The organism is Calditerricola yamamurae, assembly GCF_054654135.1.
Genome location: NZ_BAAIFH010000003.1, coordinates 22925 through 45283, shown reverse-complemented (window position 1 = coordinate 45283; position 22359 = coordinate 22925). Strand labels below are relative to the sequence as shown.

The following is a 22359-nucleotide window of genomic DNA, read 5'->3' as shown; positions in this document are numbered from 1 at the left end:
GAAGGGGGGCCACAGATGAGCAAGGTGTTGTCGCAGCATCAGCTCATCGAAGCGGCGGAGATCTTCCGTGCCCTGGTTTCCAACGTCAACGAGGAAAACAAGCATGTCTTCTACTGGTCAGCGGCCACGCTTCTCGACTACTACCCGTTCGAGTTGACGCGGGAGCTTTTGCTCCAGCTCTCGTCGTTCCGTACCGATACGGAGGAAGGCTTGCGGGCGCTCAAGCGCTTCTTGTTTGAAAAAGGCCTGGAACAACTGGTGGAGAAGGTGAAAAACCTTCGCAGCGAAGAGGAATGGATTGCCTTCCTGTACCAGCTGGAAGAGCAGCGGCAGGCGAAGGAGCACGGCGTCACCGGCTTGCTCCACTGAGGCGGCTTGCTTCCCGGCTTCGGCCGGGAATTTTTTTGTGTCGCGCAGCGGTTTCCCGTGGGTGGCCACATCGCTTGGGTCCCTTTCCCTCATACTAGGGACATGGGAAACTGTGGACAGCCGACCTGGGGTGTGAGGAGCACATGTGGCTTGGCCTGAGCATCGTCAGTTTGATTGTGTTCCTGCTGACGCCGGTACGGGTGGCCATCACCGTGCAGCGCGAGGGCGAGCGGGATTACGTGTGCGTCGAGGTGTGGACGTGGTTTCGGTGGATGGGCATCCGCCGCGAGATCACCGGCGTGGACGGGGAGGAATGGCGGGTTCGCTATGCCCGCCGTACCGCGACCGTTGCCGGCGACCGCACGCTCGACGAGCAAACCCGACGGCTCACCCGTGCCGACGTGCGGCGTCAGTGGAGACAAATGCGCCGCTTCCTGCGGCGGTTCCGCGACGCCCGCCGGGCACTGCGCGCGTTTACGCAGCACATTACGTGTGAGCGGCTCTCGTGGGAGTCGCGCATCGGCACCGGTGACGCCGCCCTGACCGGGATGTTAACCGGACTGGCGTGGGTGGCCAAAGGCGCTGTGCTGGCGACCGTAACGCGGTACGTGCGGCTGAAGGCGGTTCCGAACGTCCGCGTGATTCCCGCCTTCCACGAGACAACCCTTTCCAGCCGTCTCACCTGCATGCTGCGCATCCGGATCGGGCAAGCTATTCTTGCGATGGCCAAACTGGCGTGGACTTTGTACAAAGGACGGGAAAAACGATGGCGGAGCATCCCATCCAGGGCTTGATGAAGACGGCGATGGAAAATCTCAAAGAGATGGTGGACGTCAACACCATTGTGGGTGAACCGGTGGAGACGCCTGATGGCAGCGTCATTCTGCCCATCTCTCGCGTCGGGTTTGGGTTCGCGGCGGGCGGGAGCGAGTTTGAGTCCGACGGCAAAGGCGGCGGTGGGGGAACGAACGGACGCGGTTTCCCCTTTGGCGGGGGAAGCGGTGGCGGCGTGTCGATCACGCCGGTGGCGTTTCTCGTCGTCAACAGCAAAGGGATTCGTTCCGTACCGCTGGAGGGACCGACGCACCTGTACGAGCGCATCCTGGAGCAAGTGCCCAAGCTGGTGGAACGCCTGCAGCAGGCGTTTCAAGCCAATTCCTCGGCTGGCGCGTCACCGATGAGCCGGAACGGGCTCGAAAAGCCCGACCGCACGTGCGACATGCCGTCCCAGATGTAAGGGGTGCTCTCCCGGCTTTCGGGAGAAGCGTTTTTTGTGTTGTCAAAACCCGTCCGCGTATGGCCGGCGGCTCGGTTGCCCACACTGGGTGGGAGGGGGTGACAGGCGTGCACCTCGCTGACAAGCCGGCCGCCTTTTTGTGGCGGATGCTGGTGCCGCCCCAGGCGATCGTTTGTACGCACGAATTGGATGACGATGAACTGATCTTCCTCTGGCGGGAATGGGTCGTCTACGTGCAGCCCGACGGGGCTGTGCTGCGCATTCCGCGACCCGCCACTGCCTCGCCGCAGTGGTCGGCGGCGGATTGGTGGAACCGCCTGTGGTGGGCCACGGACAGCGTCGATTACGATGCCCTCGGCATCTACGCCCTTGGCGAGATCATCCGCGATCTGGGGCTGGTGGTTCCCGTATGCCGAAGCGGCGAGAAGCCCGCGGACGTTTCGGCGCGGCTGGTTCGTCACGATGGCGTGCACGTGGAGACCCTTGTCTTCCGCCAGGTGTCCCCGGCGTACGCGTTGTACCGGGGGCTACTGCGATGCGCCGATCTCGATGCGGCCACCGGCGGCGAATGGGAGCACCACGTGCAGCGGCTTCAGGTTTCCCCCGCCGTTGTCCGGCCCAAGCATTGAGACCGGGGAGATCTCCCGGTATAATGGAAGTGTTTTCAATTTCCTGAAAGATCGGATCAGGAGGGGAGAAACCGTGAGTGACGTGCTGCGCGATGAGGTTGTGCTGTTTGAGGTTGAAGGCCCTCTGGGCATCATCACCCTGAACCGCCCTGATGTGATGAATGCTCTCAATTACGCTACGCTGGTTCGCCTCGGCGAGATTGTGGACGCCATCAAGTTGCGCCGCGACATTCGCGCGGTGATCTTTACGGGCAAGGGGAAAGCCTTTTGCGTGGGGGCCGACCTGAAAGAGCGGCGCACGTTAACCGAACAGGAGGTGCGCCGCAACGTGCTGAAGATCCGCGATGTGTTCACGGCCATCGAGCGCTTGCCGCAGCCTACCATTGCCGTGATGCACGGCTACGCCTTCGGGGGCGGATTTGAGCTGGCCCTGGCGTGCGATTTTCGCTTTGCGTCGGAAGAGACGATGATGGGACTGACCGAAACGTCCCTCGCCATCATTCCCGGTGCCGGCGGTACCCAGCGCCTGCCGCGGCTCATCGGGCCGATGCGGGCCAAGGAGCTGATCTTTACGGCCCGCAAGATCACAGCCAAGGAGGCCTATGATCTCGGCATCCTCACCGGCGTGGCGGCCGATCCCTTCGAGGCGGCGCGCAAATTGGCGGAGGAAATTGCCCAAAACGGTCCGCTGGCCGTCACCCAGGCCAAGTTTGCCATCGACCGCGGGCTGGGCGTCGATATCCAGACGGGCCTAGAAATCGAATCAAAAGCATACGAAGTGCTCATTCCCACCAAAGACCGCGTGGAGGCGCTGCAGGCCTTCGCCGAAAAGCGCAAGCCGGTGTTTCGTGGGGAATAAGCCTGCCCGGGTGGTCCAGACGGCCACCCGTTTTTTTGTGGTTTGAGCGCATCGGGGGTGCTGGTGAAAGGTTCCGCGTAACGAAGGGGCCGGGGCGGGGCACATTACCTCGTGCCGAACATCCGCATGCACACGAGGAAAGGAGCGAAGGATCGTGGACGGCACGTGCTACTGGTGCGGCCATTCCCTTGCCGGCATCCACTACGTCACCTTTTATGAACCGGATGGCGGCGAGCGGAACGAACCGCTGTGCGACGAATGCTATGCGGAGTGGCTGGAATCTCTCAAAGGGTAGGCGCAGACCGGCACGACGGGGTGTGCCTGTTTGCCGGATGACCAAAACCTGCCTTCGGCGTTCGGCCCATGCTTCATCCGTGTACGGCGGAGGGGTGTCCTCCGCGTTTTTTGTGACAAACGTGTGAACATACGCAAAAAATGCACGTCAACGCGTTGACAATTCGCACAATGCCCTAGTATTCTGAAAACAAGCAAGCGCTTGTTTGTTTACGTCCGCCTGATTCCCGCACGGCCGGTCGGAGAATATGGGGGACGATCACGAGAAGGAGGAGGCAGCATGGTCACATCTACCTTGACGCTTGAGGAGATCCGCGAACAGATCCTTCAGGACGAGCAGAAGGCGGCGTTTCTGGCCCGGATCGAGCGGGGCGAGAAGATTGAGGCCACCGACTGGATGCCGGACGAGTACCGCAAGCTTCTCATCCGCCTTATCCACATGCACGGCATCAGCGAGGTGATGGGGTGCTATCCCGAAAAGGAATGGGTGCCCAAAGCGCCCAACCTGCGCCGCAAGCTGGCCATCATGGCCAAGGTGCAGGACGAGGTGGGCCACGGGCAACTCCTGCTGCGTGTGGCGGAGGACCTGGCGGCGCCGCTGAATCGGACGCGCGACGACCTGATGGCCGATCTGTTTGTGAGCAAGGTGAAATTCCACAACGTGTTCCACATGGAAGCGCGGACCTGGGCCGACGCCGGCCTGATCGGATGGCTGGTTGACGGGGCGGCCATCTGCACCCAGGCGTCGTTGCTCGACACGTCGTATGCCCCGTACGGGCGGATGCTGAAGCGCATCTGCGCCGAGGAGAGCTTCCACATGCAGCACGGCGAGTCGATCTGCCTTGCCCTGGCCCAAGGAACGGCCAAGCAGCGCGCCATGTTGCAGGACGCCCTTGAGCGCTGGTGGGAAGCGCTGATGTTCTTCTTCGGTCCGCCGGAGATGTCGGAAGCGGCCAAGAAAATGCTCGTTTACAAAATTCGCACCAAAACCAACGAGGAATTGCGGCAAAAGTACCTGAACCGCTACGTCCCGCGCATTCAGGCCCTGGGACTCAAGATTCCGGACCCCAACCTGCGCTACGACGAAACGAAGAAACGTTGGATTTACACCGAGCCGGATTGGGACAAGTTCTATCGCATTGTTCGCGACAACCAGGGACCGAAGTCCAAGGAACGCATTGAACTGCGCCGCCAGGCCCACGAAGGCAACCGCTGGGTGCGTGAAGCGATGACGCGGGTTCGGACGCGAATGACGGGGTGAGGAGGGAATGGCTATGCGGGAAGGGATCTACGACGTGTACGAAGTGTTTGTGCAGTACAACAAGACGGACCACCACGTCCATGTGGGCAACGTCCTGGCGCCTTCGCCGGACCTGGCCCTCCACGTGGCACGGGAAAACTTTCTCCGCCGCGACCGGGCGGTGAGCATCTGGGTGGTGCGCCGGGAGGATATCCACGCCACCTCCTACCAAGATCCGGACTTCTTTGCCCGGGAGACGGACAAATCGTACCGCGAAGTTTCGGGTTACACGGAAAACGGACGCCTGTGGCGGATGTTCAAGCAGCGCATGATGAACATTGAAGAGGTGGTTCAGGACATGCGGGGTGATGACCGGTGACGGTGCAAAACGCAGCAGAAGCCCTGCAGCGCCCGGCCTACAAGGCGGCATTGGTTGATCTCCTGTACCAGCTGGCCGACGATGAGCTGTTTCTCGGCCATCGCGATTCCGAGTGGCTGGGCCTGGCCCCGGACATCGAGGAGGACGTGGCTTTCAGTTCCATCGCCCAAGATGAGGTAGGCCATGCGGCGTACTTCTACCAGTTGTTGAGCGAACTGGGGGAAGGGGACGCCGACGACCTGGCCTATGGCCGCGCGGCGGCGGTGCGGCGCAACGCGCGGCTTGTCGAGCGGCCCAACGGCGACTGGGCGTACACGATCGTGCGGCACCTCGTGTACGACGTCTTTGAAGACGTCCGCCTGGAGGCGCTGGCGTCTTCCAGCTACGCGCCGCTGGCCCACGGGGCGGTGAAGATCCGCCGCGAGGAACGTTACCACCTCCTGCACATGGAGACGTGGTTTACCCGCCTCGGCCAGGCCGGCGGGGAAGCCAGGGAACGCCTCGAGAACGCGGTGGCCGCCATTTGGCCGGAGATCGGTGACCTGTTTTCCCTTGGCGCGCACGCTGCTGTGCTCGTCGCCGAGGGCATCCTGCCGATCGGCCGCGAGGAGCTGGTCGCCCGCTGGGAGGCGCGGATGAAGCCGCTGTTTGAGGCAGCCGGGCTTGCCTGGCCGGGCACGCCCCAGCTCCCGGCGCAAGACGGGCGGTTGGGGCAGCACAGCGCAGACCTCGTCGCCCTGCTGGACACCATGGGAGAGGTGTACCGGCTCGAGCCGGCGGCCCGCTGGTGAAGGGGGTGCCGTTTTCGCAGCGAGAAGCCGGGGGGAACGGAGCGGAGGGTTGGGTCCTCCGCTCTTTCATTTTTTGATGATTCAGGGAAGGTGTGACGAATTTCATTGCACGCGTTCCTGTCAATGTTCAAAAATTATTTTTTATTATTGACGAGTGTGTCTCGTTTGGCTATTCTAAAATTAACTGATTTAAAGCAAGCAAGCGCTTGGTAATTAACGGGGGCGAAGACGACCGGTTTCACCGGATACAGGGGGTGACGCACGGGCGTATCCCGCATGGGGGTGAATTGACCGAAGAGGGTTAAGATTTGTAAATTTAAGAATAATACGCAATCTATTGGAAGCGCTGACACGGGATGAGCCAGATGGGTGACGGGCGGAGAGGGAGGATGCGACATGGATCAGATCATCCAGTTTTTGATCAGCGGACTTCTCATCGGAAGCACGTACGCCGTAGTGGCGGTGGGGTTCGTGACGATCTACAGCGTGTCACGGGTGATTAACCTGGCCCAGGGCGAGTTTGTCATGCTCGGCGGGTTGATCGTGTATACCCTCTTGACAGCCGGTCTCCCGCTGTGGTTGAGCGCGCTGGTCACGATGGCCCTGGTGGCCGCCTTCGGCCTGCTTATCGAGTGGGGCCTGGTGCGGCGGGCGCGGGGGGCCGACGAGTTGAGCCTCATCATCCTCACCATCGGCGTGGCCATCTTCGTGCGGGGCACGGCGAGCCTCATCTGGGGCAAGGAACCGGTCAAGGTGGCGTCCTTTACCGGCGATGACCCCGTCGTGGTGGGTGGCGTGCCGATTGCGCCGCAAAGCTTTTGGGTGGTGGGGACGATTTTTGTCGTCGTCGTGCTGTTGTACCTGTTCATGGAGCACACGCTCCTCGGCAAGTCGTTCCAGGCCTGTGCGGCGAATCGCACCGCGGCACGGCTGATGGGCATCCGTCCCGAGCGGATGTCGGCCTTGTCGTTCGGGATCAGCGGGGCCCTTGGTGCGGTGGCCGGCATCGTCATTTCTCCCCTCATTTATCCGGCCTACGACATCGGCCTGATGTTGGGCATCAAGGGCTTTTCGGCGGCCATCCTCGGCGGGCTGGGCAACGCCGCCGGCGCCGTGGTCGGAGGCCTGGTCATGGGCGTGATCGAGGCGCTGGGTGCGGGCTATGTCAGCTCGGGACTGAAGGACGCCATCGTCTTCACTGCGGTGCTCCTGGTGCTGCTGGTGCGGCCGCAGGGGCTGTTGGGTGAAAAAAGCGTGGGGAAAGGAGGATTGTGATGCGCGCGCTGGCGGTGTTCGCGCTCGTCGTGCTCCTCTACCCGTGGGTCGCCCACACGTCGTACCTCATCACCGTGGCCACGTTCACCGGGATCTATACCATCGTGGCGGTTGGGCTGGGGCTGCTCATGGGGTACGCCGGCCAGGTGTCCCTCGGGCAGGCGGCCTTCTATGGGGTCGGCGCCTACACGACGGCGGTGCTGACGACCCGGTATGGCCTCAACCCGTGGCTCGGCGTGGTGGCGGCCATGGCCGTTCCGGCGCTGATTGCCTACGTGTTTGGCCGGACGCTCTCCCGCCTCAAGGGCTACTACCTGGCCATGGCCACGCTGGCCTTCGGCATCGCCATCTATGTGGTGATCAACGAGTGGGCCGATGTGACCGGCGGGGCATCCGGCCTGTACGGCATTCCCAAGCTGTCGATTGCCGGATGGGCGATTTCGTCGGGGCTGCCCTACTACTACTTCGTATGGGCCATCGCCCTCCTGGTGATCTTCATGGGGCTGAATATCGTTCGCTTCCGCGTCGGTCGTGCCCTGCGCTCGATCCACAGCAGCGAAGTGGCGGCGGCGGCGATGGGCGTCGACACCGGGGCGTACAAGATGCAGGTGTTCATCCTCAGCGCCGTCCTGGCCGGGCTGGCAGGCGCGCTCTATGCTCACATGAGCTACAGTTTGGTGCCGGAGCCCTTCGGCCTGCAGACGTCGATCCTGTTCGTGACCATGGTCGTGCTGGGCGGGATGCGCTCAATCTGGGGGGCCGTCGTCGGCGCGATGATCGTTTCGGCCATCCGGGTGGGCGTGAACTGGTTGGGCCACACCCTCCCCGGCGTAACCAGCGAAGTGGAGCTGGTACTCTTTGGCCTCATTCTCATCGGCATCGTCATTTTCCTGCCGAACGGCCTGGTGCCGACGCTGGCCCCGCTCCTTCGCCGTATCGGGCGCCGACCGGTAAAAAGTGCTGTGGAAGACGGAAAGGGGGAAGCGGCATGCAAGGCGACCTCCTCCGCGTAAGCGGTGTCGGGCGGCGGTTTGGCGGTCTCGTCGCCTTGCGCGACGTCCACATGACGGTGCGTGCGGGCGAGATCGTCGGCCTCATCGGGCCCAACGGGGCGGGGAAGAGCACACTGTTTCACATCATCTCCGGCGTGTTGCCGCCGACGGAGGGCGAGGTCACCTTTCGCGGTGAGCGAATCAGCGGCCGCTCCCCCCACGAGATCGCGGCTCTGGGGCTGTCCCGTACCTTCCAGAACATCCAGGTGTTTGGTGACTTGTCCGTTCTCGACAACGTGCTCGTCGGCTGTCATCGTCACGGTCGGGCGGGGCTTCTCGCCACGGCCTTCCCGTCACGCCGCGTGCGGGACGAGGAGCGGCGGCTTCGCGAACGGGCCCTAAAAGCCCTTTCCTTTGTCGGGATCGCCGACCTGGCCTTCACGACTGCCGGGCTGCTCCCGTTGGGGCAACTGCGCCTCCTGGAGCTGGCGCGGGCCCTGGCAGCGGAGCCGATACTCCTCCTGCTCGATGAGATCGCGGCGGGCCTTAATCCCGTCGAGACGTCGACCATGGCCGAGAACATCCGCGCCGTTCGCGACCAAGGAATCACCGTGCTGCTGGTCGAGCATGACATGGACCTGGTCATGGCGCTGTGCGACCGCATCGTCGTCCTCGACCAGGGAGAGAAGATCGCCGAGGGCTTCCCTGAGGAGATTCAGCGCGACGAGCGGGTCATCCGGGCGTACCTCGGCGCCGAATGGGAGGAGGTGAGCGCGTGAGCCAGGTACCGCTCTTATCTGTCCACAACCTGACCGCCGGATACGGCCGGGTTGACGTGCTGCACGAGGTGTCGCTGGACATTCAGGAAGGCGAGATCGTCGCGCTCCTCGGGGCCAACGGCGCCGGGAAGACGACGCTTCTGCGGGCCATTTCGGGCCTGCTGGCGCCAAAAAGCGGGTCCGTCCGGTTGCGCGGCGAAGAGGTGGGCCACCTGGGCGCCGAGCGCCTGGTCGAGCGGGGCATCGTCCATGTGCCGGAGCACCGGCAGGTTTTTGGCACCCTCACCGTGCGGGACAACCTCCTCCTCGGCACCTACGCGTTTCGCCGCATGTCCAAACGGCAGCGCCTGGAACGTTTGGAGGAGGTGTACACCCTGTTTCCCCTCCTGAAGGAGCGCCAACGGCAGCTCGGCGGTACCCTCTCCGGCGGCCAACAACAGATGCTGGCCATCGGCCGGGCGATGATGGCCAAGCCGGCCGTGCTGCTCTTGGACGAGCCGTCCCTCGGACTGTCGCCGCTCATGGTGCGCGAGGTCCTTGAGCTCGTCCGGCGACTGCGCGACGAGTGGGGTACTACTGTGCTCCTCGTCGAGCAAAACGTGCGCGGCGCCTTGCGCATCGCCGACCGGGCGTACGTGCTGCAGACGGGCCGGGTCGTCCTGCACGGCCGGGCCGAAGAGCTGGCCGGCGACCCGTCGGTGCAGGAATCGTACCTCGGGAAACATTCTTCGGCGGCGGTTCGGTAAATTCCACCAAGACATCACAAGCAAGGAGGTTGGGTGGTCGCATGAAAAACACGTTGCGGATCCTGAGGGTGGTCGGCTTGACGATGGTGCTGATGCTGGCCGGCTGCGGTGGCCAGCAAGGGGCGTCGGGTGGCGGCGACGGAGAACCGGGCGGCGGGGAAAAGCCGAAAGAGTACGTCATCGGTGCCATCGTGTCCAAAACCGGTCCGGCGAGCCCGCTGGGCGAACCCGAGTACAACACGCTCAAATTGCTGGAAAAGAAGCTGAATGAAAGCGGCGGCATCAACGGCGTTCCCCTGCGCCTGGTGCTGGTCGACGACGAGAGCGAGCCGCAAAAGGCCCAGCAAGAGATGAACCGCATGATTCACGATGAAAAGGTGCTGGCCGTCATCGGGTCCACCACCACCGGGGCCAGCCTGGCCATGAAGGGCATCGCCCAGGAAAACCAGGTTCCCCTCGTTTCCCTGGCGGCGAGCGTAAAGGTGGTGGAGCCCCCGAACGAGTGGGTCTTTAAGACGCCCCATTCCGACGAGCTGGCCGCGGCGCGCATCTGGCAATACCTGAAAGACAAGGGCCTGACCAAGGTTGCCATTGTCCACGACTCGAATGCGTATGGTACTGCCGGAAAGGAAGCCTTGGTCAAGCTCGCCAAGGATTTCGGCATCGCGATCGTGGCGACGGAATCGTACAACACGAAGGACCAGGACATGACCGTTCAGCTGACGAAGGTCAAGAACGCCGGCGCCCAGGCCATGGTCGTGTGGGGGACCAACCCCGGACCGGCCATCATCGCCAAGAACCGTAAAGATCTTGGCCTGACCATCCCGTACATCAGCAGCCACGGCAGCGCCTTTAACACCTTCATCCAGCTGGCTGGTGACGCGGCGGAAGGCGTCGTGCTTCCGACTGGACGGCTGCTGGTGGCCGAGCAGATCCCGGACAGCGATCCGCAGGCCAAAGTGGTGCGCGAGTTTTACCAGGAGTATGTGCAAGCCTACAACAGCGAGCCGGGGAACTTTGCCGCGTATGCGTACGACGCGTTTCACCTCATCGTCGATGCGCTGAAAAACGGCGCCACCACGCGTGAAGCCATCCGCGACCACCTGGAGAAGACGACGAACTGGGTGGGCACCACCGGTGTGTTCAACTTCTCGCCGGAGGACCACAACGGTCTGACGACGGACGCGATGGTCATGGCTGAAGTGAAAGGCGGCAAGTGGGTGTACAAGCAAGACTGAGGGGCGCATCATCGGCGCCCCTCTGGCCAAGGGGACGGGGACCGCTTCGCGGGGAAACGCGCGAGGGGGCCCCTTCCTTTGTAGGAGGACGGTTTCGAACGGGCAAGGCGAAGAATCGGGTGAAGCGTGACAAATGTCATTGCACAGAACCTGGGGAAGGGTGAAAATTATCTTTATATTATTGACAGCAAACCTGTCCTTGCGCTATTCTAAAAACAAGCAAGCGCTTGTTAAAGACAAGGGGGGAGGACATTGCCTCGTATCGGCCGCAAGGAACAGATTCTGGCCGCGGCACGCCAGCTCTTCAGCGAGAAAGGCTACCACGGAACGACGATTCGCGACATCGCCGATGCCAGCGGGATTCTTTCCGGGAGCCTTTACGCGCACATCGCCTCCAAGGAAGACCTGTTGTTTGCCATCACCAACGAAGGCGCCGACGCTTTCCTTGCGGCCTTGGAACCGATCGCCGCGGGTCCCGGCGATCCGGCCGACAAGCTCAAGCGCGGCCTCATCGCCCATGCGCGCGTCGTCGCCGATCACCTGGACGCGGCCAAGGTCTTCTTCCACGAGTGGCGGGCGCTGACCGACGAGCGGCGGGCGGTGATCCAGGAGAAGCGCGACCGGTACGAGGCGATGTGGGCCGCCATTCTCGAGGAAGGCATCCGCAGCGGGGCATTCAAGCCAGTCAACGCCAAATTTGCCCGCTTGCTCATCCTGTCGGCGGCCAACTGGCTGTACCAGTGGTACAACCCTGCCGGGCCGCTGAGTCCGGAAACCATCGCCGAGCAGTTTGCCGACCTCCTGCTTCAGGGGCTGTCGGCAGAACGGAAGGAAGGGGAAAGGAGGAACGCGCCATGACGACGGCAACGCGCACCCTGGAGGAGATTCGCGCGGAAATCCTGCAAGATGAGCAAAAGGCCAAGTTCCTGGCCCGCATCGAGCGGGGCGAGAAGATTGAGGCCACCGACTGGATGCCCGACGAGTACCGCCAGCTCCTCATCCGGCTGATCCACATGCACGGCGTGAGCGAGATCATGGGGTGCTACCCCGAGAAGGAGTGGGTGCCAAAAGCGCCGACGCTGCGTCGCAAGCTGGCCATCATGGCCAAGGTGCAGGACGAGGTGGGGCACGGACAGCTGCTCCTGCGCGTGGCGGAGGACCTGGCGGCACCGCTGGGCAAGGTGCGTGACGATCTCATCACCGACATCTTTGTGGGCAAGGTCAAGTTTCACAATGTGTTCCACATGGAGGCACCGACGTGGGCCGACGCTGGCGTGATCGGCTGGCTGGTCGACGGCGCGGCGATCATCACCCAGGCGTCGCTCCTTGATACCTCCTATGCGCCGTACGGGCGTGTGTTGAAGCGCATCTGCGCCGAAGAGAGCTTTCACATGCAGCATGGCGAATCGATCATCCTGGCTCTCGCCGACGGAACGGAAACGCAGCGCCGCATGCTGCAGGAGGCCCTCGAGCGCTGGTGGGAAGCGCTGATGTTTTTCTTCGGTCCGCCGGAAATGTCGGAGGCGGCCAAGAAGATGCTTGTTTACAAGATTCGCACGAAGACCAACGAGGAGCTGCGCCAGAAGTTCCTCGACCGGTATGTGCCGCGGATCAAGGCGGTCGGGCTGACGATTCCCGATCCAAACCTGCGGTACGACCAGACCCAGAACCGGTGGGTCTACACGGAGCCGGATTGGGACAAGTTTGCCCGCATTGTGCAGAAAAACCAGGGGCCCAAGTCGCAAGAGCGAATTGCGCTGCGCCGCCAAGCCCACGAGGGCAACCGCTGGGTGCGCGAAGCCATGACGCGCGTCAGCCGTACCGCAGCGCAGGCCGTGTGACGGCGGGGTTGCGCAGGGGAGTAAGGAGGGGCTGTCATGCCGGACGTGAAGCGAGAAGGCGTCTACGATGTCTATGAGGTGTTCATCCAGCGCAGCCCGACGGAGCATCACGTGCATGTCGGCAGCGTCCTGGCACCCTCCCCGGAGCTGGCGCTTCAGGTTGCGCGGGAGAACTTTCTCCGGCGCGACCACGCAGTGAGCATCTGGGTGGTGCGCCGCGAGCATGTGCATGCCACGTCCTACGAGGACGCCGACTTCTTCGCCCGGGAGCTGGACCGCCGCTACCGCGAAGTGGCCGGATACACCGAGAACGGGCGGCTGTGGCGGATGTTCAAGGAACGGATGATGACGCTCGAAGAAGTTGTCCAGGATTTGCGGGGTGAGGCGGATGAAGGTCGAACAGGCCGCGCAGGCCATTGATCGCCCGGTGTACAAGGCCGCGCTGATCGACTTCCTGTATCAGCTGGCCGACGACGAGCTGTTTCTCGGCCACCGCGATTCCGAGTGGCTGGGCCTGGCCCCGGACATCGAGGAGGACGTGGCCTTCAGCTCCATCGCCCAGGACGAAGTGGGCCACGCCACGCTCTTCTACCACCTCCTCAGCGAGCTGGGCGAGGGGAAGGCAGACGATCTGGCTTACGGCCGCCCGGCGGCGGTGCGGCGCAACGCGCGGCTTGTCGAGCGGGCCAACGGCGACTGGGCGTACACGATCGTTCGCCACCTCGTGTACGACATCTTTGAAGATGTCCGCCTGGAGGCGCTGGCGTCTTCCAGCTACGCGCCGCTGGCCCACGGGGCGGTGAAGATCCGCCGCGAGGAGCGCTACCACCTCCTGCACATGGAGACGTGGTTTACCCGCCTTGGCCAGGCCGGCGGGGAGGCCAAAGCGCGTGTGGAACGGGCGGTGGCTGCCGTATGGGACGACCTGGGCGACTTGTTCTCCCTCGGTGTCCACGAGGCGCATATTGTCGCCGAAGGCATTCTGCCGGTCGCCCGCGACGAACTGGTTCAGCGCTGGGAGGCGCGGATGAAGCCTCTCTTTGAGGCGGCCCAGCTGGCGTGGCCAGGCGCACCACATCCGGCGAAGGAGGACGGCCGTCTGGGCCAGCACTCCGCCGACCTGGACGCGCTCCTCGAGACGATGGGGGAAGTCTACCGCATCGATCCCCACGCCCGTTGGTAAACCGGCCGCGGGCCGGTGAAGGGCGGCGACGGGAGGTGAAACGATGGACGAACGAATTTGCGAAACATTGGAAACGGCGCTGTGGGAGGCGCTGCAGGAGGTCAAGGATCCGGAAATTCCCACGGTGAGCGTCGTCGAGCTGGGAATGGTGCACCGCGTGGCAGCCGAGGGGGGGCGGGTCACCGTGGAGATGCTGCCTACCTTCGTTGGCTGCCCAGCCCTGGACATCCTGCGCCGCGATGTGACAGCACGCCTGGCGCAGGTGGACGGGGTGGAGGAGGTGGAGGTGCGCTTTGTCCTGAACCCGCCGTGGACGTCGGATCGCATCACACCCGAGGGGCGCCGGAAGCTGGCCGAATTCGGCCTGGCGCCACCGCCTGCTTCCGACGGTATGGCGATCGCGCCGGAGTGTCCCTATTGCGGCGCGCGGGACACCGCCATCGAGAACCTGTTTGGTCCGACTGCCTGTCGCGCCATTTTCTACTGCAAAGCCTGTCGGCAGCCGTTTGAAGGCATGAAGCCCGTGTAAGCGGTTTCGCCGCATTCCCACGCCGCTGCGGAAGCCGCGAGCGGGCGGTGTGCGGGAAACCGAGACGTGAGGAAGACGGGACGCGTCAAGACGGTGTGTGAGGAAGACGGGACGAGAACGCGTTGCGGGGAAGACGAGGGAGGGGACCGCTGTGCTGTTCCAACCGGAAATCGAACTGATGGATCGGCCGGCGCTGAAGCGACTGCAGTCGGCTCTGCTCCGCGAAACGGTCGAACGGGTGTACCACCGCGTGCCTTTCTATCGCCGGCTGTTCGACGAGCGGGGGATCAAGCCCGAGGACATTCGCGGGGTAGAAGACCTGCACAAGCTTCCGTTCACGAAAAAGTCCGATCTAAGGGAAAATTATCCCTTCGGGCTTTTTGCCGTGGACCTGCGGGACGTCGTGCGCATCCACGGGTCTTCGGGGACGAAGGGCAAGCCAACGGTTGTGGGGTATACGAAGCGGGACATCCAGAACTGGGCCGAGGTCTGCGCGCGGGCCATCGCCACGGCAGGGGGACGTCCGGGCGACGTCTTCCACAACGCCTACGGCTACGGCCTGTTTACGGGCGGTCTCGGCATGCACTACGGTGCGGAACGGTTGGGCTGCACGGTTGTGCCGGTGTCCGGCGGCAACACACCGCGCCAGATCACGCTCATTGAAGACTTCAAACCGCGCGGGATCGCCGGCACGCCGTCCTACGTGCTGAACATCGCCGAGACGATGGAAGTGATGGGCAAGAATCCGCGCACCACCAGCCTGGAGTACGGGATCTTCGGGGCCGAGCCGTGGACGGAGGAGATGCGCCAGACGCTGGAGGAGAAGCTGGGCATCAAGGCCGTGGACATCTACGGGCTGTCGGAGGTGATCGGTCCCGGCGTGGCCATTGAATGCTGGGAAGCCCAGGAGGGGCTCCACATCGCCGAAGACCACTTCCTCGTCGAGGTCATCGATCCGGAAACGGGCGAGCCGCTGCCGCTCGGGGAAACGGGCGAGCTGGTCTTCACTTCGCTCACCAAAGAAGCGTTCCCCGTCATTCGCTACCGTACCGGCGACGTGGCCTTCCTCTATCCCGAGCCCTGTCGCTGCGGTCGGACGCACATCCGCATGTCGCGCGTCAAGGGGCGAATCGACGACATGCTGATCATTCGCGGGGTGAACGTCTTCCCGTCGGAGATGGAAGCCGTGGTGCTCAGCGTGCCGGAGCTGACCGCCCATTACCAGGTGGTGATCGATCGCCAGGGGGCCTTGGATCAGGTGACCCTGGAGGTTGAAGTGTCGGAATCCTTTGTCGCGGGCATTGGTGGTTTCGCGCCGGAACACCCGAGCCTTGGCCGGTTGGCCGGACACCTGCGCGAGATGCTGAAGGATGCCCTCGGCGTCACTGTGGACGTGGCCCTGAAGGCCCCGCACACCCTCCCGCGCAGCGAAGGAAAGGCCAAGCGCATCATCGATCGCCGACAGCTGTATCAGACCAACCCCTCCGCGTCCAAGACGACAGTGTAATGGATCCGTTTCGTTAGGCGCAGCAGGCATTCCCGCGCCGATGGATGTCATAACGATCGGAAGGGTGGGACCATTTGAACAACGCAAGGGGAGGCGAGGAGCATGGTCAAACTGATCGCCCTGTACCGCCAGCCGGAAGACAAGGAGGCCTTTGACCGCCATTACTTTGAGACCCACGCCCCGCTGGCCAAGAAGATGCCCGGCCTCCAGAAAATCGAGGTGACGCGCATCAGCGGCACGCCGATGGGCGGCGAGGCGGAGTACTACTTGATGGCCGAGATGGTGTTCGCCGACCGCGCCGCGTTGGATGCGGCAATGGCGTCGCCGGAAGGGAAGGCGGCGGCCAAGGACCTGATGGGCTTCGCCGGCAAGCTCGTGTACATGATGATCGGCGAAGTGGTGGAGGCCTGAGGGCGGGCGATGGAGCGGGCGTACCAACACCTGCTGGTCGACCTTTCCGACGGCGTGGCTCTTATCCGCCTGAACCGCCCGGAGGTGCTCAATGCCCTCAACCTGGCGCTGGTCGACGAGCTGGTTGACGCCTTGGAACGCCTCGACCGCGACGACGCGGTCCGCTGCATCGTCCTCACCGGAAACGAGCGGGCCTTTGCCGCCGGCGCGGACATCACGGAGATGGCCGAAGCCGGCGTGGTGGAGATGAAGCAGCGCAACCAGTTCCGCGTGTGGGACCGCATCCGCTGGATCACCAAGCCTATCATTGCCGCGGTGAATGGGTACGCCCTCGGCGGCGGGTGCGAGCTGGCTATGGCCTGTGACCTGATCATCGCCGGAGAGAACGCCCGTTTCGGCCAGCCGGAGGTGAACCTGGGCGTCATGCCGGGTGCGGGGGGCACGCAGCGCCTCACCCGCCTTGTCGGCAAGGCGCGGGCCCTTGAAATCCTGCTGACCGGCGATCCGATCACGGCGGAAGAGGCGTACCGCATCGGTCTGGTCAACCGCGTGGTGCCGACGGAAGCCTGTCTCGACGAGGCGCTTCGCCTGGCACGGCGCATTGCCGAAAAACCGCCCATGGCCGTGCGCCTGATCAAAGAGGCGGTCTACAAGGCCCTCGATACCACGCTGCAGGACGGTATGGAGTACGAGCGCAACTGCTTCTACCTGCTGTTCGCCACGGAAGACAAGGCGGAAGGCATGCGTGCCTTTCTCGAAAAGCGCCGTCCGTCGTTCAAGGGCCGCTGACGGCTCATCAACGCCAGAGGAGGATGGCCATGTACGAGACGATTCGCGTGGAGCAGCGGGAAGGGGTGGCGGTTGTCACCTTGAACCGCCCGGACAAGCTGAACGCCGTCACCCCGCAGATGCACAGGGAACTGCTCGACGCCTTCAAACGCATCGCGCGGGACGACGCCGTGCGCGCTGCGGTCCTCACCGGGGAAGGGCGGGCCTTCTGCGCGGGACAGGACCTGGAGACGGTGACGCAAAACCCGGACCTCGACTATGGCGAGCTGCTGCGGAGCGGGTACAACCCGATCATCGAGGCCATCACGTCCCTCGAAAAACCCGTCGTGGCCGCGGTCAACGGCGTGGCCGCCGGTGCGGGCGTGAGCTTGGCCTTGGCCTGCGACCTGAAACTGGCGTCGGACAAGGCGTCCTTCGTGCAGGCCTTCGTGCATATCGGCCTGGTACCCGATTCGGGCAGCACGTGGTTTTTGCCCCGCCTCGTGGGCTTGACCAAGGCAATGGAGCTGGCCCTGCTCGGCGACAAGGTGACGGCGGAGGAGGCGGCCCGCATCGGTCTGATCAACCGCGTCGTGCCCCATGACGCGCTGATGCCGGAGGCGATCGCCTTGGCTGAGCGCCTGGCGCAGATGCCGACACGGGCCATCGCGTTGACCAAGCGGGCCTTCTACAAGGGATTGACGGTTCCGCTGGGCGAGCAACTGGCCTATGAGGCGCACCTGCAGGCCATCGCCGGGAAAACGGAAGACCACCGCGAAGGCGTGCGGGCCTTTTTTGAGAAGCGCAAGCCGGTGTTCCGCGGCCGCTAGGGCGGCCGCGAAAGGCGGGGCGCAGCCGGCGCGCATCCGCAGACCCGCTGGCACTGCCGCTCGAGCACGGAAGGAGGAGACAACCGGGATGTCCAAGGAAACCGTCGCCGTTATCGGGGCGGGGACGATGGGCAATGGCATCGCCGAAGTCTTTGCTGTTGCCGGGTATGCTGTTCGGCTGTACGACGCTGCGGAGACGGCGCTCGAGCGAGGGCTTCGCGCCATCGCCGGCCGGCTGAACAAGCGGGCAGAGAAAGGACGGCTGGCGGAGGACCCCGCCGCGGTGCTCGCGCGCATTGCCCCGATGGCGGCGCTGGAGGACGCGGCCGGCGCGGCACTAGTCATCGAGGCGGTCATCGAGCGCCTTGACGTCAAGCGCGAGGTGTTCCGCACCCTCGACGCCGCTTGCGGGCCGGAGACGATCCTGGCCACGAACACCTCGTCGCTGTCGGTCACGGAGATCGCCGCGGCGACGAGACAGCCCGAGCGCGTGGTGGGCATGCACTTTTTCAACCCTGCGCCGGTAATGCCCCTTGTCGAGGTGATCGCGGGGAAGTTCTCGGCGCCCGCGGCGGTGGACGCTGCCGTGCGGTTTGTCGAAGCCGTGGGCAAGGTGCCCATCCGCGCCCAGGACACGCCCGGCTTCATCGTCAACCGGGTGGCCCGGCCCTTTTACAATGAAGCCTTGCGCATCGTCGGCGACCGCGTGGCCACGATCGAACAGGCCGACCGCATTTTGAAGGCGGCGGGCTTCCGCATGGGGCCCTTTGAACTGCAGGACCTGATCGGCATCGACATCAACTTCGCCACGACCACCTCGGTGTACGAGGCCTTCTTCCACGACCCGCGCTTCCGCCCGCACCCGATCCAGCGCATGATGGTGAGCGCTGGCGCGCTGGGCCGGAAAACGGGAAGGGGGTATTACCGCTATGACGGCGAGTAGGGTGTTGCTGGTCGGCAGCGGGCCGCTGGCCGACGAGGTGGCTCGCTGGCTGGCAGCGCAAGGCGACGAAGTCCTCCGCTGGGACGGCGGAGAGGCGGCCGGCGCACTCGCCGTCGACGCCGTCGTGGACGTCACTGCGCGGCGCGAGGAGAAGCGCGCCCTTTTGGCGGCGGCTGAGCGGGACCTGGATCCGGCCGTTCCCGTGTACACGTCGGCCGTCGGCGCCTGCGCCACCGAGGTGGCCGCGCATCTGGCGCACCCCGGGCGCGTGGTCGGGTTTTCGCCGTGGCAGCTGGACGAGATGCCTGTGCTGGAGGTGAGCCGCCCGCTGCAGGCCGAAGACGACGCCCAGTGGGAACGGGCCCTAGCCTTCTGGCGGGCGCGCGGCAAATCGGTTGAGGTGGTGGACGACGCGCCGGGGCTTGTCTTCCCGCGCACCCTGGCCATGATTGCCAACGAGGCGGCTTTTGCCCTCATGGAGGGGGTGGCCACGGCGGAGGACATCGACTTGGCGATGAAAAAAGGCACGAACTATCCCTACGGTCCCCTGGAGTGGGCCGACCGCATCGGCCTGGACCAGGTGCTGGCCGTCTTGGAGGGCCTTTTCCGCGAACTGGGCGAAGACCGCTACCGCCCGGCCCCCCTCCTGCGCAAGCTGGTGTATGCCGGGTGGACGGGCAGGGCGGCGGGCCGCGGCTTTTACCGGTACGCAGACGGATCGTCGCGCGCGTAAGAGACGCTGTGAGCAAAGGAGGAACAGCCATGCGCGAAGCCGTGATCGTTGACGCCGTGCGCACGCCCTTCGGCCGCTACCGCGGCAGCCTGAGCCGCGTGCGTCCGGACGACCTGGCCGCGCACGTCATTCGCGCCCTTTTGGCGCGCAACCCGCAGTTGAACCCGGCCGCCATCGAGGATGTTATCTTCGGCTGCGCCAACCAGGCCGGCGAGGACAACCGCAACGTGGCGCGCATGGCCGTGTTGCTGGCCGGGCTGCCCGAGGAAGTGGGCGGCGTGACGGTGAACCGCCTGTGCGGCTCGGGGCTGGAGGCCGTCAACCAGGCGGCGGCGGCCATTTCTGCCGGGTGCGGCGACATCTTCATTGCCGGCGGGGTGGAGAGCATGTCGCGGGCGCCCCTCGTCATGTTGAAGCCCGAGGAGGAACTGCCCCGCGGCAACCGCGAGTTGGTGGATACGACGATTGGCTGGCGCTTCGTCAACCCCCGCCTGGCGGAAAAGTACCCGCCCTACAGCATGGGGGAGACGGCGGAGAACGTCGCTGAGCGCTTCGGCATCACCCGCGAGGAGCAGGACGCCTTTGCCCTGGAGAGCCAGCGGCGAGCGGCCCGGGCGTGGGAGGAGGGCAAGTTCGCCGACGAAATCGTCCCCGTGGAGGTGCCCGCCGGACGCGGCGAGACGCGCCTCTTCGACAAGGACGAGCACCTGCGCCCGGACACGACCCTGGAGAAGCTGGCCCAGCTGAAACCCGCCTTCCGCCCGGGAGGAACGGTGACGGCCGGCAACTCGTCGGGGATCAACGACGGGGCGGCGGCGCTCCTGATCATGGAACGGAAGACGGCCGAATCCCTCGGCTTTACGCCCTTGGCGCGGATTGTCACCTTCGCCGTGGCCGGCGTCGACCCGAGCTACATGGGTCTGGGGCCGATCTACGCCACGCGCAAGCTCCTGGCGCGCGCCGGGCTCACCGTCGACGACCTCGACCTGGTGGAGCTGAACGAGGCCTTCGCCGCCCAGGCGCTGGCGTGCATCCGTGAGCTGGGCTTGGATCACGCCAAGGTGAACGTTAACGGCGGCGCCATCGCCATCGGCCATCCCCTCGGGGCCAGCGGCGCGCGCATCCTCGGCACGTTGGTGTACGAGTTGCGCCGTCGCGGCGGGCGCTACGGCCTGGCGACGATGTGCATCGGCGTCGGCCAGGGCATCGCCACCCTCGTCGAGCGCCTCGCGTGAGCAAGACCCACACCATCGATCCAGCAGAAGGGAGAGGCGAATACCATGCTGAAGGACCGGTACCTCCTGTTCATCAACGGGCAGCACGTAGAGAGCGAAAGCGGCGAGTATTTCGACACCTACAACCCGGCGACGGGCGAGGTTATCGCCAAGGTGGCCAAGGCCACCCGTGCCGATGTGGACAAGGCTGTGGCGGCAGCGCGCAATGCCCTCGAAAACGGCAAGTGGGCCCGCTATCCGGCCTCCCGCCGCGCGCAGATCTTAAATCGCATCGCTGCCATCATGCGCGAGCGCTTTGACGAACTGTGCAAGCTGGAAGTGCTCAACAGCGGGAAGGCCCTCTCGGCGGCGAAGGGCCAAGTGATGCAGGCCATCGAGGACTTCGAGCTGTACGCCGCCGCGGCGCTGGCCTTCGAGGGCAGCACGAAGCCGGTGCCGAAGGGCTTCTTCCACTACACGGTGAAGGAGCCGGTCGGCGTCTGCGCCCAGATCGTGCCGTGGAACTACCCGCTGATGATGGCGGCGTGGAAGATTGCCCCCGCCCTGGCCGCCGGTTGCTCCATCGTCCTCAAGCCGGCGAGCCTCACGCCGATCACTGCCCTCGTGCTGGCGGAGATCTGCCATGAAGCAGGTGTGCCCGAAGGCGTCATCAACGTGGTCACCGGCAGCGGTGCTGACGTCGGCGCCTACCTCGTTGAGCACCCCGGCGTGGACAAGGTGGCCTTTACCGGCGAGACGACGACGGGGAAGGACATCATGGTCCGCGCGTCGGAAACGCTCAAGCGCGTCACGCTGGAGCTGGGCGGGAAGTCGCCGAACCTCGTGTTTGAGGACGCCGACCTCGACGCGGCCGTCGACGGCTCCCTGTTTGGCATCTACTACAACACCGGGCAGTCCTGCGAAGCCCGCTCGCGCCTGTTCGTCCACGAGTCGATCTACGACAAATTCCTGAATAAGTTTGTGGAGAAGGCCAAGAAGCTCAAGGTAGGCGACCCCCTCGATCCGAGCACGCACATTGGCGCCGTCATCTCCGCCAAGCAGGTGGACGTCATTGATTCCTATGTGCGCTTGGCCGAGCAGGAAGGGGCGCGCGTCCTGTACGGCGGCGAGCGGCTCACCGTGCCGGGCTTCGAGAAGGGCCACTGGTATGCGCCGACGGTGATCGTCGACGTGACGAACGACATGCGCGTGGCCCAGGAGGAGATCTTCGGCCCCGTGGTCGTGGTGATGAAGTTCCGCGACGAGAAGGAGGCGGTGCGCCTGGCCAACGACACCATCTACGGCCTGGCCGCGGCGTTGTGGACGAAGGACTTCGCCCGCGCCCACCGCGTGGCCGGACAGCTCAAGGCCGGCGTGGTGATGATCAACAACCCGTTCTCCGCCTTCCCGGGCCTGCCCTTCGGCGGGTACAAGCAGTCGGGCTTTGGCCGGGAGCTGGCCATCGAGTCCCTGGAACTGTACACGGAGACGAAGAGCGTGCTCGCCTACATCGGCGAAAAACCGCTTAACCCGTTCGGCGTGTAAGGCGCCGAACCGACGTGGCGATTGCCG

At 64.4% G+C, this 22359-nt stretch carries 27 protein-coding genes; all 27 read left to right on the top strand.

The features are described 5' to 3' along the window. The first annotated feature begins 15 nt into the window (after positions 1–15). The 27 genes from ACYQ0Z_RS00330 (at position 16) to ACYQ0Z_RS00200 (ending at position 22332) form a co-directional block, all read left to right on the top strand. Positions 16–369: a hypothetical protein gene (locus ACYQ0Z_RS00330; RefSeq protein WP_459863271.1), complete on the top strand. Its 354-nt coding sequence runs from the start codon at positions 16–18 to the stop codon at positions 367–369. Positions 370–512: 143 nt separating this feature from the next. Beyond that, positions 513–1163, top strand: coding sequence for a DUF2953 domain-containing protein (locus ACYQ0Z_RS00325; protein WP_459863269.1), 651 nt, complete (start codon positions 513–515; stop codon positions 1161–1163). Then, positions 1136–1606, top strand: a complete 471-nt coding sequence (gene ytfJ, locus ACYQ0Z_RS00320) for a GerW family sporulation protein (protein WP_459863267.1) — start codon at positions 1136–1138, stop codon at positions 1604–1606. The genes ACYQ0Z_RS00325 and ytfJ overlap by 28 nt, the downstream gene beginning before the upstream one ends. A gap of 107 nt (positions 1607–1713) precedes the next feature. Next, the gene (locus tag ACYQ0Z_RS00315) at positions 1714–2235 is read left to right on the top strand and encodes a hypothetical protein (protein WP_459863264.1); all 522 of its coding nucleotides are present in this window, start codon (positions 1714–1716) and stop codon (positions 2233–2235) included. A gap of 85 nt (positions 2236–2320) precedes the next feature. Continuing rightward, on the top strand, positions 2321–3094 hold the full coding sequence (locus tag ACYQ0Z_RS00310) for an enoyl-CoA hydratase-related protein (protein WP_459863701.1): 774 nt from the start codon (positions 2321–2323) through the stop codon (positions 3092–3094). Between the two features lie 154 nt (positions 3095–3248). Then, the gene (locus ACYQ0Z_RS00305) at positions 3249–3389 is read left to right on the top strand and encodes a hypothetical protein (RefSeq protein ID WP_459863262.1); all 141 of its coding nucleotides are present in this window, start codon (positions 3249–3251) and stop codon (positions 3387–3389) included. Between the two features lie 279 nt (positions 3390–3668). Next, positions 3669–4649 (top strand): 1,2-phenylacetyl-CoA epoxidase subunit PaaA, encoded by a 981-nt coding sequence (gene paaA, locus ACYQ0Z_RS00300; RefSeq protein WP_459863260.1) that lies wholly within the window; start codon positions 3669–3671, stop codon positions 4647–4649. A gap of 13 nt (positions 4650–4662) precedes the next feature. Continuing rightward, positions 4663–5007, top strand: a complete 345-nt coding sequence (locus ACYQ0Z_RS00295) for a phenylacetic acid degradation protein (protein ID WP_459863258.1) — start codon at positions 4663–4665, stop codon at positions 5005–5007. Then, positions 5004–5798, top strand: a complete 795-nt coding sequence (gene paaC / locus ACYQ0Z_RS00290) for a 1,2-phenylacetyl-CoA epoxidase subunit PaaC (RefSeq protein WP_459863256.1) — start codon at positions 5004–5006, stop codon at positions 5796–5798. Before ACYQ0Z_RS00295 ends, paaC (ACYQ0Z_RS00290) begins: the two co-directional genes overlap by 4 nt. A 396-nt stretch (positions 5799–6194) precedes the next feature. Beyond that, positions 6195–7073 carry a branched-chain amino acid ABC transporter permease gene (locus ACYQ0Z_RS00285; protein ID WP_459863254.1) on the top strand — a complete coding sequence of 293 codons (879 nt, stop codon included), beginning with the start codon at positions 6195–6197 and terminating at the stop codon, positions 7071–7073. After that, positions 7073–8086: a branched-chain amino acid ABC transporter permease gene (locus tag ACYQ0Z_RS00280; protein WP_459863252.1), complete on the top strand. Its 1014-nt coding sequence runs from the start codon at positions 7073–7075 to the stop codon at positions 8084–8086. Before ACYQ0Z_RS00285 ends, ACYQ0Z_RS00280 begins: the two co-directional genes overlap by 1 nt. Further along, positions 8062–8844, top strand: coding sequence for an ABC transporter ATP-binding protein (locus ACYQ0Z_RS00275; RefSeq protein WP_459863250.1), 783 nt, complete (start codon positions 8062–8064; stop codon positions 8842–8844). Before ACYQ0Z_RS00280 ends, ACYQ0Z_RS00275 begins: the two co-directional genes overlap by 25 nt. Then, positions 8823–9590, top strand: coding sequence for an ABC transporter ATP-binding protein (locus tag ACYQ0Z_RS00270; RefSeq protein ID WP_459863248.1), 768 nt, complete (start codon positions 8823–8825; stop codon positions 9588–9590). Before ACYQ0Z_RS00275 ends, ACYQ0Z_RS00270 begins: the two co-directional genes overlap by 22 nt. Positions 9591–9631: 41 nt before the next feature. Next, positions 9632–10828 carry an ABC transporter substrate-binding protein gene (locus ACYQ0Z_RS00265; RefSeq protein ID WP_459863246.1) on the top strand — a complete coding sequence of 399 codons (1197 nt, stop codon included), beginning with the start codon at positions 9632–9634 and terminating at the stop codon, positions 10826–10828. Between the two features lie 252 nt (positions 10829–11080). Continuing rightward, the gene (locus ACYQ0Z_RS00260; protein WP_459863244.1) at positions 11081–11686 is read left to right on the top strand and encodes a TetR/AcrR family transcriptional regulator; all 606 of its coding nucleotides are present in this window, start codon (positions 11081–11083) and stop codon (positions 11684–11686) included. Then, positions 11683–12669 carry a 1,2-phenylacetyl-CoA epoxidase subunit PaaA gene (paaA, locus tag ACYQ0Z_RS00255; RefSeq protein WP_459863236.1) on the top strand — a complete coding sequence of 329 codons (987 nt, stop codon included), beginning with the start codon at positions 11683–11685 and terminating at the stop codon, positions 12667–12669. The genes ACYQ0Z_RS00260 and paaA (ACYQ0Z_RS00255) overlap by 4 nt, the downstream gene beginning before the upstream one ends. 36 nt (positions 12670–12705) lie before the next feature. Further along, positions 12706–13089: a phenylacetic acid degradation protein gene (locus tag ACYQ0Z_RS00250; protein ID WP_459863234.1), complete on the top strand. Its 384-nt coding sequence runs from the start codon at positions 12706–12708 to the stop codon at positions 13087–13089. Then, positions 13058–13852 carry a 1,2-phenylacetyl-CoA epoxidase subunit PaaC gene (gene paaC, locus ACYQ0Z_RS00245; protein ID WP_459863232.1) on the top strand — a complete coding sequence of 265 codons (795 nt, stop codon included), beginning with the start codon at positions 13058–13060 and terminating at the stop codon, positions 13850–13852. The genes ACYQ0Z_RS00250 and paaC (ACYQ0Z_RS00245) overlap by 32 nt, the downstream gene beginning before the upstream one ends. A gap of 43 nt (positions 13853–13895) precedes the next feature. Next, positions 13896–14381 (top strand): 1,2-phenylacetyl-CoA epoxidase subunit PaaD, encoded by a 486-nt coding sequence (paaD, locus tag ACYQ0Z_RS00240; protein WP_459863230.1) that lies wholly within the window; start codon positions 13896–13898, stop codon positions 14379–14381. 151 nt (positions 14382–14532) lie between these two features. Next, on the top strand, positions 14533–15888 hold the full coding sequence (locus ACYQ0Z_RS00235; RefSeq protein ID WP_459863228.1) for a phenylacetate--CoA ligase family protein: 1356 nt from the start codon (positions 14533–14535) through the stop codon (positions 15886–15888). Positions 15889–15990: 102 nt separating this feature from the next. Further along, positions 15991–16299, top strand: a complete 309-nt coding sequence (locus ACYQ0Z_RS00230; protein WP_459863226.1) for an EthD family reductase — start codon at positions 15991–15993, stop codon at positions 16297–16299. Positions 16300–16308: 9 nt separating this feature from the next. Beyond that, positions 16309–17088 (top strand): enoyl-CoA hydratase-related protein, encoded by a 780-nt coding sequence (locus tag ACYQ0Z_RS00225; RefSeq protein ID WP_459863224.1) that lies wholly within the window; start codon positions 16309–16311, stop codon positions 17086–17088. A gap of 29 nt (positions 17089–17117) precedes the next feature. After that, positions 17118–17897, top strand: coding sequence for an enoyl-CoA hydratase-related protein (locus tag ACYQ0Z_RS00220; protein ID WP_459863222.1), 780 nt, complete (start codon positions 17118–17120; stop codon positions 17895–17897). Positions 17898–17985: 88 nt separating this feature from the next. Further along, positions 17986–18840 (top strand): 3-hydroxyacyl-CoA dehydrogenase NAD-binding domain-containing protein, encoded by an 855-nt coding sequence (locus ACYQ0Z_RS00215; protein ID WP_459863220.1) that lies wholly within the window; start codon positions 17986–17988, stop codon positions 18838–18840. Next, positions 18827–19573, top strand: coding sequence for a 3-hydroxyacyl-CoA dehydrogenase family protein (locus ACYQ0Z_RS00210; RefSeq protein ID WP_459863218.1), 747 nt, complete (start codon positions 18827–18829; stop codon positions 19571–19573). The genes ACYQ0Z_RS00215 and ACYQ0Z_RS00210 overlap by 14 nt, the downstream gene beginning before the upstream one ends. A 29-nt stretch (positions 19574–19602) precedes the next feature. Next, on the top strand, positions 19603–20808 hold the full coding sequence (pcaF, locus tag ACYQ0Z_RS00205; protein ID WP_459863216.1) for a 3-oxoadipyl-CoA thiolase: 1206 nt from the start codon (positions 19603–19605) through the stop codon (positions 20806–20808). A 45-nt stretch (positions 20809–20853) separates the two neighbouring features. After that, positions 20854–22332: an aldehyde dehydrogenase family protein gene (locus ACYQ0Z_RS00200; RefSeq protein ID WP_459863214.1), complete on the top strand. Its 1479-nt coding sequence runs from the start codon at positions 20854–20856 to the stop codon at positions 22330–22332. Positions 22333–22359 lie beyond the last annotated feature (27 nt).

Excerpts from the sequence above, each read along its gene's own strand:
- ACYQ0Z_RS00330 (WP_459863271.1), top strand. The coding sequence starts at position 16 with ATGAGCAAGGTGTTGTCGCAGCATCAGCTCATCGAAGCGGCGGAGATC.
- ACYQ0Z_RS00325 (WP_459863269.1), top strand. The coding sequence starts at position 513 with ATGTGGCTTGGCCTGAGCATCGTCAGTTTGATTGTGTTCCTGCTGACG.
- ytfJ (WP_459863267.1), top strand. The coding sequence starts at position 1,136 with ATGGCGGAGCATCCCATCCAGGGCTTGATGAAGACGGCGATGGAAAAT.
- paaA (WP_459863260.1), top strand. The coding sequence starts at position 3,669 with ATGGTCACATCTACCTTGACGCTTGAGGAGATCCGCGAACAGATCCTT.
- ACYQ0Z_RS00295 (WP_459863258.1), top strand. The coding sequence starts at position 4,663 with ATGCGGGAAGGGATCTACGACGTGTACGAAGTGTTTGTGCAGTACAAC.
- ACYQ0Z_RS00285 (WP_459863254.1), top strand. The coding sequence starts at position 6,195 with ATGGATCAGATCATCCAGTTTTTGATCAGCGGACTTCTCATCGGAAGC.
- ACYQ0Z_RS00280 (WP_459863252.1), top strand. The coding sequence starts at position 7,073 with ATGCGCGCGCTGGCGGTGTTCGCGCTCGTCGTGCTCCTCTACCCGTGG.
- ACYQ0Z_RS00275 (WP_459863250.1), top strand. The coding sequence starts at position 8,062 with ATGCAAGGCGACCTCCTCCGCGTAAGCGGTGTCGGGCGGCGGTTTGGC.
- ACYQ0Z_RS00270 (WP_459863248.1), top strand. The coding sequence starts at position 8,823 with ATGGGAGGAGGTGAGCGCGTGAGCCAGGTACCGCTCTTATCTGTCCAC.
- ACYQ0Z_RS00265 (WP_459863246.1), top strand. The coding sequence starts at position 9,632 with ATGAAAAACACGTTGCGGATCCTGAGGGTGGTCGGCTTGACGATGGTG.
- paaA (WP_459863236.1), top strand. The coding sequence starts at position 11,683 with ATGACGACGGCAACGCGCACCCTGGAGGAGATTCGCGCGGAAATCCTG.
- ACYQ0Z_RS00250 (WP_459863234.1), top strand. The coding sequence starts at position 12,706 with ATGCCGGACGTGAAGCGAGAAGGCGTCTACGATGTCTATGAGGTGTTC.
- paaC (WP_459863232.1), top strand. The coding sequence starts at position 13,058 with ATGAAGGTCGAACAGGCCGCGCAGGCCATTGATCGCCCGGTGTACAAG.
- paaD (WP_459863230.1), top strand. The coding sequence starts at position 13,896 with ATGGACGAACGAATTTGCGAAACATTGGAAACGGCGCTGTGGGAGGCG.
- ACYQ0Z_RS00230 (WP_459863226.1), top strand. The coding sequence starts at position 15,991 with ATGGTCAAACTGATCGCCCTGTACCGCCAGCCGGAAGACAAGGAGGCC.
- ACYQ0Z_RS00225 (WP_459863224.1), top strand. The coding sequence starts at position 16,309 with ATGGAGCGGGCGTACCAACACCTGCTGGTCGACCTTTCCGACGGCGTG.
- ACYQ0Z_RS00220 (WP_459863222.1), top strand. The coding sequence starts at position 17,118 with ATGTACGAGACGATTCGCGTGGAGCAGCGGGAAGGGGTGGCGGTTGTC.
- ACYQ0Z_RS00215 (WP_459863220.1), top strand. The coding sequence starts at position 17,986 with ATGTCCAAGGAAACCGTCGCCGTTATCGGGGCGGGGACGATGGGCAAT.
- ACYQ0Z_RS00210 (WP_459863218.1), top strand. The coding sequence starts at position 18,827 with ATGACGGCGAGTAGGGTGTTGCTGGTCGGCAGCGGGCCGCTGGCCGAC.
- pcaF (WP_459863216.1), top strand. The coding sequence starts at position 19,603 with ATGCGCGAAGCCGTGATCGTTGACGCCGTGCGCACGCCCTTCGGCCGC.
- ACYQ0Z_RS00200 (WP_459863214.1), top strand. The coding sequence starts at position 20,854 with ATGCTGAAGGACCGGTACCTCCTGTTCATCAACGGGCAGCACGTAGAG.